The organism is Nocardiopsis sp. NPDC049922 (assembly GCF_040660275.1).
Taxonomy (GTDB): Bacteria; Actinomycetota; Actinomycetes; order Streptosporangiales; family Streptosporangiaceae; genus Nocardiopsis.
The window spans coordinates 41,387-50,837 of the sequence record NZ_JBFAME010000005.1; the positions used below are offsets into that span (position 1 = coordinate 41,387).

The 9,451-nt window shown below is 69.3% G+C and carries 11 protein-coding genes; all 11 read right to left on the reverse strand.

Features of this window, described 5'->3' with window-relative positions; all coding sequences use genetic code 11:
* Window positions 1-3: 3 nt before the first annotated feature.
* On the reverse strand, window positions 4-1,632 hold the full coding sequence (gene atpA / locus AB0I72_RS11215; RefSeq protein WP_358565787.1) for a F0F1 ATP synthase subunit alpha: 1,629 nt from the start codon (window positions 1,630-1,632) through the stop codon (window positions 4-6).
* Window positions 1,633-1,704: 72 nt separating this feature from the next.
* Window positions 1,705-2,526: a F0F1 ATP synthase subunit delta gene (locus tag AB0I72_RS11220; RefSeq protein ID WP_358565790.1), complete on the reverse strand. Its 822-nt coding sequence runs from the start codon at window positions 2,524-2,526 to the stop codon at window positions 1,705-1,707.
* The gene (gene atpF, locus AB0I72_RS11225) at window positions 2,526-3,074 is read right to left on the reverse strand and encodes a F0F1 ATP synthase subunit B (protein ID WP_358565793.1); all 549 of its coding nucleotides are present in this window, start codon (window positions 3,072-3,074) and stop codon (window positions 2,526-2,528) included. The genes AB0I72_RS11220 and atpF overlap by 1 nt, the downstream gene beginning before the upstream one ends.
* A gap of 26 nt (window positions 3,075-3,100) precedes the next feature.
* Window positions 3,101-3,313 (reverse strand): ATP synthase F0 subunit C, encoded by a 213-nt coding sequence (gene atpE, locus AB0I72_RS11230; RefSeq protein ID WP_358565796.1) that lies wholly within the window; start codon window positions 3,311-3,313, stop codon window positions 3,101-3,103.
* A 109-nt stretch (window positions 3,314-3,422) separates the two neighbouring features.
* Window positions 3,423-4,280, reverse strand: coding sequence for a F0F1 ATP synthase subunit A (gene atpB, locus AB0I72_RS11235; protein ID WP_358565799.1), 858 nt, complete (start codon window positions 4,278-4,280; stop codon window positions 3,423-3,425).
* A gap of 93 nt (window positions 4,281-4,373) precedes the next feature.
* On the reverse strand, window positions 4,374-4,589 hold the full coding sequence (locus tag AB0I72_RS11240) for a hypothetical protein (RefSeq protein WP_358565802.1): 216 nt from the start codon (window positions 4,587-4,589) through the stop codon (window positions 4,374-4,376).
* Between the two features lie 60 nt (window positions 4,590-4,649).
* Window positions 4,650-5,090: a hypothetical protein gene (locus AB0I72_RS11245; RefSeq protein ID WP_358565804.1), complete on the reverse strand. Its 441-nt coding sequence runs from the start codon at window positions 5,088-5,090 to the stop codon at window positions 4,650-4,652.
* A 226-nt stretch (window positions 5,091-5,316) separates the two neighbouring features.
* Entirely contained in the window at window positions 5,317-6,480 is a 1,164-nt protein-coding gene (locus AB0I72_RS11250; RefSeq protein ID WP_358565807.1) for an MraY family glycosyltransferase, read from the reverse strand.
* 12 nt (window positions 6,481-6,492) lie between these two features.
* The gene (locus AB0I72_RS11255) at window positions 6,493-7,326 is read right to left on the reverse strand and encodes an L-threonylcarbamoyladenylate synthase (RefSeq protein ID WP_358565810.1); all 834 of its coding nucleotides are present in this window, start codon (window positions 7,324-7,326) and stop codon (window positions 6,493-6,495) included.
* 64 nt (window positions 7,327-7,390) lie between these two features.
* Window positions 7,391-8,254 (reverse strand): peptide chain release factor N(5)-glutamine methyltransferase, encoded by an 864-nt coding sequence (gene prmC / locus AB0I72_RS11260; RefSeq protein WP_358565813.1) that lies wholly within the window; start codon window positions 8,252-8,254, stop codon window positions 7,391-7,393.
* On the reverse strand, window positions 8,251-9,318 hold the full coding sequence (gene prfA / locus AB0I72_RS11265) for a peptide chain release factor 1 (RefSeq protein ID WP_358566643.1): 1,068 nt from the start codon (window positions 9,316-9,318) through the stop codon (window positions 8,251-8,253). The genes prmC and prfA overlap by 4 nt, the downstream gene beginning before the upstream one ends.
* Window positions 9,319-9,451: the final 133 nt, after the last annotated feature.

Below are 9,451 nucleotides of genomic sequence, written 5' to 3' on the forward strand. Positions count from 1 at the left end.
GGGTTACTTCCCGCCCTTGGCGACCTTGATGGTCTCCTGGCCGACCTTCTCCTCGTCCAGCGCCTCAGCGCCCAGCATCGTGCCGGCGGACGTCTGGAAGCCCTGCTTGAACTTCTCGACCGCGCCTTCGAGGGTCTTCTTGTCGGTGTCCTCGAACTTGCCGGTGTCGCGGATGCTCGCGAGGACACCCGCGTGCTCGCGGTCGAGGTAGGCCAGGAAGTCCTCCTCGAAGCGGCGCACGTCCTCGACCGGGACGTCGTCCAGCTTGCCGGTGGTGCCGGCCCAGATGGACACGACCGTCTTCTCCATGGAGAACGGGGAGTACTGGCCCTGCTTGAGCAGCTCCATCATCCGGGCGCCGCGCTCCAGCTGCTGCTTGGAGACCGCGTCCAGGTCGGAACCGAAGGCGGAGAACGCCTCCAGCTCGCGGTACTGGGCCAGGCTCAGTCGGAGCGTACCGGAGACGCCCTTGGTCGCCTTGGTCTGCGCCGCGCCACCGACGCGGGAGACCGAGACACCGACGTTGATGGCCGGGCGCTGACCCTGGTTGAACAGGTCGCTCTCCAGGAAGACCTGGCCGTCGGTGATGGAGATGACGTTGGTGGGGATGTACGCCGAGACGTCGCCCGCCTTGGTCTCGATGATCGGCAGGGCGGTCATCGAACCCCTGCCCATCTCGTCGGAAAGCTTCGCGCAGCGCTCCAGGAGACGGGAGTGCAGGTAGAAGACGTCACCCGGGTAGGCCTCACGGCCCGGCGGGCGGCGCAGCAGCAGGGACACGGCGCGGTAGGCCTCGGCCTGCTTGGTCAGGTCGTCGAAGACGATGAGGACGTGCTTACCCTCGTACATCCAGTGCTGGCCCAGGGCCGAACCGGTGTAGGGGGCCAGGTACTTGAAGCCCGCGGGGTCGGACGCCGGAGCGGCGACGATGGTGGTGTACTCCATCGCGCCGGCCTCTTCCAGGGCGCCGCGCACACCGGCGATCGTCGAGCCCTTCTGGCCGATCGCGACGTAGATGCAGCGCACCTGCTTGTCGGGGTCGCCGGTCTCCCAGTTGGCCTTCTGGTTGATGATCGCGTCGATGCAGACCGCGGTCTTACCGGTCTGGCGGTCGCCGATGACCAGCTGGCGCTGACCGCGGCCGACCGGGGTCATCGTGTCGATCGCCTTGATGCCGGTCTGGAGCGGCTCGTGGACCGGCTTGCGCTCCATCACCGTCGCGGCCTGGAGCTCCAGCTCACGCCGCTCGGTCGTCTCGATCTCGCCCTTGCCGTCGATGGGGGCGCCCAGGGGGTCCACCACGCGGCCCAGGAAGTTGTCGCCCACCGGCACCGAGAGGACCTGGCCGGTGCGGCGCACCTTCTGGCCCTCCTCGATGCTGGTGAAGTCGCCCAGCACGACAGCACCGATCTCACCGATCTCCAGGTTCTGGGCCAGGCCCAGGGTGCCGTCCTCGAACTTCAGCAGCTCGTTCGCCATCGCCGAGGGAAGGCCACCGACGCGGGCGATGCCGTCACCGGAGTAGGTGACGGTTCCGACCTCTTCCGCGCGGGTGGCGTCAGGCTCGTACGACTGGACGAAGCGCTGCAGCGCGTCCCGGATCTCATCCGGCCGGATCGTCAGCTCCGCCATCTCTGCGTTGTCCTTGCTCTCAAATGGCGCCGGGCCGGCGCCGTGCGTGCTTGCCTTGCGTGTTCGCGTGTGTCAGCCAGCCAGACGGCGCTGGACCTCAGCGATGCGCCCGGCGATGGTGTCGTCGATGACCTCGTCGCCCACCTGGATGGAGAGTCCACCCAGGACCTCGGGGACGATCTCGATGTTCAGGTGGATGTCGCGGCCGTACTTCCGGGTGAGCACGGCCCGCAGGCGCTCCTGCTGAGCCTCGCTCAGCGCGTGCGCGGCGCGGACCACGGCGATGTACCGCTGGGCCCGCTCGGCGACCAGCTGCCCGAAGTGTTCGAGCGCCTGCTCCAGAGTACGTCCCCTGGGGCGGGCGACCGCCTCGCTGACCAGGGCCAGCGTCGCGGCGTTGACCTTGTCCGCGAGCAGGCTCTCCACCAGCGAACGCAGGTGCTCGGCGGCGACACCGTCACGGGTGAGCGCCGCGCGCAGCTCCGGCTGGGCGACGACGATCCGCTGGAAGCGGAACAGCTCGTCCTCCAGCTCGTCCAGGCGCGTGCCCTCGACGGAGGCGACGGTGGCGTACACGCCCATGCGCTCGACGGCCTCGACCATGTCGGCCGCGGAGGACCAGTCCTGCTGGACGACGTCGCCCACCACGATGAGCGTGGACGGCGACACCTTGGTCTCCAGCAGCTGCCCGGCCAGGGCGGTCTTGGCCTCGGCCGGGTTGGACTGGTCCGCCAGCCAGCGGCGGAGCGAGTGCTCCCCGCCCAGCAGGGCGACGACCTCGAAGAGCTCGCCGCCCAGGGAGACCGCGAACTGACCGGCGTCGGCCGACGCCAGGACGTTCTCGTCCAGGCGCCGGGTCACCTCGGCCAGGGAGGTACGGCTGATACCACGCATCAGCGCACCTCGGCCTGCGTCGAGGCCTCGCTCTGCTCCAGCTCCTCCAGGAACCGGTCCACCACGCGCGAGCGCGCGGCGTCGTCGCTGAGGGTCTCACCGACGATGCGGGTCGCGAGCTCGGTCGACAGGGCGCCGATCTCACCGCGGAGCTGGAGGAAGGCCTGCTGGCGGTCGGCCTCGATCTGGATCTGGGCGGCCTCGACGATGCGACGCGCCTCGGCCTGGGCCTCCTCGCGAGCCTCGGCGATGATCGCCGCGCGCTGTTCCTTGGCCTTCTCCAGCTCCTGGGCGTACTCGCGGTGCGCCTCCTCGAGCTTCTCCTTGTACTGCTGGCGGATCTCGTCCGCCTCGGCCTCGGCCTTCTGAGCGCGAGCGATGCCACCCTCGATCTGGTCGGCACGCTCGTCAAGCGCCTTCGTCAGCTTCGGCCACATCTTGTAGACGACGCCGAGGATGACGAGGAAGGCGATGAGACCGAAGGTGAACTCGTCCCAGTGAATCCGCAGGACGTTCTCATGTTCAGCTGCCAAAATCACGGTTGGCATCCCCTTCGCGTTCTGTGAACCGCTGTCTAGGCCTGGGCGAACGCGAGAACGAAGCCGAGGATGGCGAGGGCCTCGATGACCGCGAAGCCGAAGATCATCTGACCCTGGAGGACGCCGCGCGCCTCGGGCTGGCGGGCGATGGCCTGCACGCCGAGACCGAAGACGAGGCCGACGCCGATGCCGGGGCCGATGGCGGCGAGACCGTAACCGATGGTGTTGAGGCTACCGGTGATGTCCATGCTGATTTTCCCTTTACTTCTCGCCGACGACCATGGTGTCGCCGGTGTGAGGTGACGTATCGGACGGGGTCTTGGGGTGCGCGGAGTCGCGGGCCGTGCGGCCGGACTCCTAGTGCGCGCCCTCCAGTGCCTCACCGATGTAGATGGAGGACAGGAGGACGAAGACGTAGGCCTGGACCGCCATGATGAACAGCTCGAAGGCCGTGAAGAGCAGGAAGCCGACCAGGGCGAGACCGGAGTAGCCCACCGAGATGGCGCCGAAGAGCGGACCCATCGGGGAGGTGGGGTTGAACATGTAGAACCCGGCGGCCGCGAACAGCGCGAGCAGGAGGTGCCCGGCGAACATGGTCGCGAAAAGACGGATCATGTGCGTGCCGGGGCGGATGACGAAGTTCGACAGCGCCTCGATCGGCACGACGATCGGCAGGATCCAGGCGGGGACGCCGCCGGGGACCAGTCGGGCCTTGAAGTGGCCGCCGAACCCGTGGCGCCGGATGCCGACGTAGTTCCACAGCAGGAAGATGATGATGGCCAGGACCGCGGGGAAGGCCAGGTTGGAGGTCACCGGCAGTTGGAGGCCGGGGATGAGACCCATGACGTTCATGCTGAAGATGAAGATGAACAGGGTCACCATCAGGGGGAGGTACCTGTCCCCCTCCTTGCCGATGGCGGTCCGGGTGACCTGGTCGCGGATGAAGCCGACCAGCAGTTCGGCCATGCTCTGGCCGCGGCCGGGGACGACCTTCGCCTTGCGCGTGGTGAAGTACCAGAAGGCGGCGGCCACCAGAACGGCGACCACGGCGACCAGGTAGTACTTGTTCAGGCCGGAGGTTCCGGGAAGCCCGAAGTCGACCCACGGCGTGGGGAAGAAGAGGCTGACTCCGGGAGCCTCGAACCCACAGCCGAAGTCGTTGAAAATGTGGCAGCCTTCTTCGGACGCCGCGACGACGCTCACGTCAGCACCCACGGCGATCCCTTTCGTCGTGACGCAACTCAATCCTCAGGGTTGTGATCGGTACGGTGCCGCGCTCCGCGCGGACGGGCGCACCTCGATGTTCGGTCAGGACCGGACATGCTGGGCGTAGATGAGGTAGATCCCGCCGACCAGGCCGACGACCAGCCCGATGGGCAGGAACAGGGCGGAGAAGCCCAGTGCCCAGTCGACGACCCAGCCCACGCCGCCCCAGAAGGCGAGGCCCCCCAGCAGATACGAGACGAGAGTCGTTCCGTTCGGGGTGGACGGTCCCTCGTCGTCCCCGTTTCGGTTCTCGTTCATCTCGCTCCGGAAGATAGCAGTAGGTCAGCGGGCTGCGCACACCACCCCGCCCGCGCGGGTTCACTGGTGTGCTCCGCTGTCCTCAGCGGTGGCCTCGTCCTGTTCCCCGTCGGGGACGATCGTCGGCTGCTTGCTCCGCTTCACGGCCACGGCCTGGGCCGCGAGCCACACGATGACGCACGCCAACGCCGTCCATCCGAAGACGGTGGTGTCCAGGGCCGTGGTGCCCCTGAACAGGAGGAGGATGGCCAGCAGGATACCGAGCTTGGTCGTGTAGACCAGGAACGCCACGGGGAGCAGCAGTTCCGGTCGGCGACCGCCGGTCCAGGAGATGACGAAGGCCGACACGCCGAAGGCGCCGATGACGAGCACCACGCCGAAGAGCGCACCGAACAGGCCCTGGGGCCCGGCCAGAGCGAAGCCGACGATCAGCGCGACCACGCCGACGACGGCAGTCGGAAGCGCGGCGCCTCGGAGAATCCGGGCGTCGTGTTCCTGCATGACAAAGCTCCGTGGGGTTCAGTGGGATCCTGCTCGTGAAAGCTATCACAAGGTTTTTGGTGCCGAATCCCGGGGTTCCTTAACGCACCCTTAACGCCGCGCGAAGGCCGCTGTGTGCACGCTTTTCGGGATCGATGTCACCTTCACCACATCGCACGCGGAGCCCGACATCGCAGGTCAGACACGGCGGCTTCGCGGAACCCCGGCCCCGCGCGTGACCGTTCCTTCATCCATCGGATGTCGGATAGTGATTTTTGGCAGCCGCCCCGCGCCGACCGCTCCACGGGAGCAGACCGCGGCGCCGTAGTCGCGGCAGCGCGATGAGTCCGGCCGCGCACAGGGCGACCAGCGCGGTGACCGTCAACACGATCGCCGGGGAGTCGAAGATGGACAGCGACACCGCGGCGAAGGCCACGATCCCGGCCCACAGGTACATCAGGAGCACCGCGCGCACGTGGCTGTGCCCCATGTCCAGCAGACGGTGGTGGAGGTGGCCGCGGTCGGGGGCGAACGGCGACTTGCCCGCCAGGGTGCGCCGCAGGACCGCGAGCACGAGGTCGGCGAGGGGAAGGGCGATCACCAGCAACGGGAGCAGGATGGGCAGGAAGACCACCAGGCCCGAGGAGTTGAACTCCTGCTGCGCGGTGTTGGCGTCGAACTGGCCCGTCACCGTGATGGTGATCGAGGTGAGCAGGAGTCCCAGCAGCATCGACCCGGTGTCGCCCATGAACACGCGCGCCGGGTGGAAGTTGTGGAAGAGGAAGCCCACGCACGTGCCCGCCAGGATGATCGCGATCATCGCCGGGTAGGACTGGCGCACGAAGCCCTGCTCCACGGCGACCACGTAGTAGTACGCGAAGAACGCCAGGGACGAGATGCCGACGATGCCCGCCGCCAGGCCGTCCAACCCGTCGGCGAAGTTCACCGCGTTGATGGTCACCACGATGAGCAGGACCGAGATCATCGCGCCCAGCCACGGCCCCAGGGAGAGCTGTGTCCCGGGCAGCGGCAGCCAGAGCAGCTGCACGCCCTGGGACACGAGGATGCCCGCCGCGGCCACCTGCCCGGCCAGCTTGCTGAGCGCGTCCATGCCCCAGCGGTCGTCGATGATCCCGATGACGGTGATCAGCCCGCCCGCCAGCAGCAGCCCGCGCCAGGTGTGCGCGACGAACACGTTCTGCAGGTGCGGCAGCTGCGCGGAGATCAGCAGCGCCGCCACGAACCCGCCGTAGATGGCGATCCCGCCCAGGCGCGGGATGGGTTCGGTGTGCACGTCGCGGTCGCGGACCGGGGGCGTGGCCCCGAACGCGATGGCGGCGCGGCGCACGAGCGGGACCAGGAGATAGGTGACCGCGGCGGCGATGACGAAGGTGAGTGCGTACTCCCGCACGTCCGGGCCCCTCTAGTTCTCGGTACGGTCCGGGGTCTCGTCGGTCGTGGCCGTGCCCGGGGCGCCCTCCGGGGACGTGGTGTTCCCCGTGCCGTCGGCTGCCGTGGCGTCGGCGGCACCCTCGGGGGCCGTGGCGCCGGCGGTGTTCTCGGAGTCCTCCGCCTCCCCGTCCGCCTTCGGCTTGGTCCTCCCCTTGCGCAGCTCGCCGATGACCGTGCCGCACACGCCGCGCAGCTGCTCGATGCTGATGGCGCCGGTGCGCAGCACGCGCGGGACCGCGTAGGTGAGGTCGACGATCGTCGACGCGACCGGGGACTCGCACACACCGCCGTCGAGGTAGACCGCGACGTCCTCCTCCCCGAGCTGCTCGATTGCCTCCTCCACACGGGAGGCTGCGGGCTGACCGGACTTGTTGGCGCTGCTCACCGCCATCGGCCCGACCTCCTTGAGCAGCTCCAGGGCGACCGGGTCCATGGGCATGCGCACGGCCACGGTGCCCTTGGTGTCACCGAGGTCCCAGTTCAGACTCGGGGTCGCGGTGCACACCAGGGTCAGCGGGCCCGGCCAGAACTCCTCCATGAGGTCCCGCCCGTGGTTGCCCAGGTCGTCGACGAGCGCCATGGCCGCGCGCATCGACCCGACCAGCACGGGCGGCGGCATGTCACGGCCGCGTCCCTTCGTGGCGAGCAGATTCGCCACGGCGGTCGGGCTGAAGGCGTCGGTGCCGATGCCGTACACGGTGTCGGTCGGCAGCACGACAAGGTCGCCTCGGCGTACCGCGGACGCGGCGTCGGCGACGCCGTCCTTGCGGGCGGTCTCGTCCGCGCAGTCGTAGATGCGGCTCACCAGCGTTCACCTCAATCTCGAACGGGTCGGGTGGGGGTGGAGAGTGGGACCGGCGGGGACTCCTCTATCCGTCCTCGTCGGAGCGGCGCATGACCACGAAGCGGTCGCGCCTGGCCAGGTCCTTGCGGTTGAGGACGTCGCGCCAGCCCTTGTCCTCGGGGAACAGCCACGGGATGTCGATCCCCTGGCCGTCGTGGTGCTCGATCGCCATCGCTCCGCCGGGGCGCAGCAGGCGGCGGCCGACCGCCTCCAGGTCGCGGATCATGTCGAGCCCGTCCTCGCCGGACCACAGGGCCGGGGCCGGGTCGTAGTCGCGCACCTCGGGCGGGATGGCGCCCGACTCCCGGGTGGGCACGTACGGCGGGTTGCTGATGAGCAGGTCGACACGACCGTTGAGCTCGGGCAGCGCGGTGCGCATGTCGCCGCGGTGGGAGGCCACCCGGTCGGCGTGGCCGGTGGCGTCGATGTTGCGCCGGGCCCACTCCAGAGCGACGGGGTCGATCTCGACGGTGTGCACGCGCGAGCGCGGGACCTCCTGGGCGATGGAGATCGCGATCGCACCGGAGCCGGTGCCCAGGTCGACGACGAGCGGGTCGGCGACGTCCATCGCGCGCAGGGTCTCGATCGCCCAGTCGACCATGATCTCGGTCTCCGGGCGGGGGACGAACACCCCGGGGCCGACCTGGAGCTCCAGGTAGCGGAAGTAGGCGCGACCGGTGATGTGCTGGAGCGGCTCACGGGCCTCGCGGCGGGCGACGCACTCCCAGTAGCGGGCGTCGAAGTCGGCGTCGCGCACCGCGTGCAGTTCCCCTCGACGGACACCATGCACGAACGCCGCGAGCTCCTCGGCGTCCGTGCGAGGCGATGCCACACCCGCCTCCGCGAGCCTCAGTGTCGCGCGGGCGACCTCGTCGAGCAGGAAGTTCATGACTGCGCGGCTTCGAGCCTCTCCTTGGTGTCGGCGTCCACGAGGGCCTTGACGACCCCGTCCAGCTCCCCGTCGAGGACCTGGTCGAGGTTGTAGGCCTTGTAGCCGACGCGGTGGTCGGAGATGCGGTTCTCCGGGAAGTTGTAGGTGCGCACGCGCTCGGAGCGGTCGACGGTGCGGACCTGGCTCTTGCGCTCCGCGGCGGCCTCGGCGTCCGCGCTGGCCTGGGCCTCGGCGTAGATGCGGGCGCGCAGGATGCGCATGGCCTGCTCCTTGTTCTGGAGCTGGCTCTTCTCGTTCTGGCAGGAGGCGACGATGCCGGTCGGCAGGTGGGTGATGCGGACCGCGGAGTCGGTGGTGTTGACGCTCTGGCCGCCGGGCCCGGACGAGCGGTAGACGTCGATCCGCAGGTCCTTGTCCTGGATGTCGACCTCGATCTCCTCGGCCTCGGGGACGACCAGCACACCCGCGGCGGAGGTGTGGATGCGGCCCTGCGACTCGGTGACCGGCACGCGCTGGACGCGGTGGACGCCGCCCTCGAACTTGAGCTGCGGCCACACGCCGGCGCCGGGCTCGGGGGTCCCCTTGTTCTTGAAGGCGATCGTGACGTCCTTGTACCCGCCCAGGTCGGAGAGGGTGGAGTCGATGATCTCCGTCTTCCACCCCTGGCGCTCGGCGTAGCGCAGGTACATGCGGACGAGGTCGCTGGCGAACAGGGCGGACTCCTCGCCGCCCTCACCGGCCTTGACCTCCATGATGAGGTTCTTGTCGTCGGCGGCGTCGCGCGGGATGAGCAGGAAGCGCAGGCGCTCGGTGAGGGCCTCGGCCTCCAGGGTCAGCCGGTCCGCCTCCTCGGCGAAGGAGGGGTCCTCGGCGGCGAGCTCGCGCGCGGCCCCGATGTCGCTCTCGACCCCCTTGAGCGCCCGGTAGGCCTCGATGATGGGGGTGAGCTGCGAGTACCGCTTGCCCAGTGTGCGCGCCTTGTTCTGGTCAGCGTGCACCTCGGGGTCCGCGAGCTGCTGTTCCAGCTCGTAGTACTCCCCCAGAAGGTCGTCCAGCTTCACTTCCGCCACGTCCCCGTCGTACTCGTTCGCCTCGCCTCACCGTGCCCCCGGTCGGGGGATGGACCCGTCCCGTGGCGCCGACCCGCGCGGGGGCGGGCCCCCGGGCGGCGGGGGGCCGGACCGGGGGCGGGCC

Excerpts from the sequence above, each read along its gene's own strand:
- AB0I72_RS11245 (WP_358565804.1), bottom strand. The coding sequence starts at position 5,090 with ATGCAGGAACACGACGCCCGGATTCTCCGAGGCGCCGCGCTTCCGACT.
- atpE (WP_358565796.1), bottom strand. The coding sequence starts at position 3,313 with ATGGACATCACCGGTAGCCTCAACACCATCGGTTACGGTCTCGCCGCC.
- atpA (WP_358565787.1), bottom strand. The coding sequence starts at position 1,632 with ATGGCGGAGCTGACGATCCGGCCGGATGAGATCCGGGACGCGCTGCAG.
- AB0I72_RS11240 (WP_358565802.1), bottom strand. The coding sequence starts at position 4,589 with ATGAACGAGAACCGAAACGGGGACGACGAGGGACCGTCCACCCCGAAC.
- prmC (WP_358565813.1), bottom strand. The coding sequence starts at position 8,254 with ATGAACTTCCTGCTCGACGAGGTCGCCCGCGCGACACTGAGGCTCGCG.
- AB0I72_RS11220 (WP_358565790.1), bottom strand. The coding sequence starts at position 2,526 with ATGCGTGGTATCAGCCGTACCTCCCTGGCCGAGGTGACCCGGCGCCTG.
- atpF (WP_358565793.1), bottom strand. The coding sequence starts at position 3,074 with ATGCCAACCGTGATTTTGGCAGCTGAACATGAGAACGTCCTGCGGATT.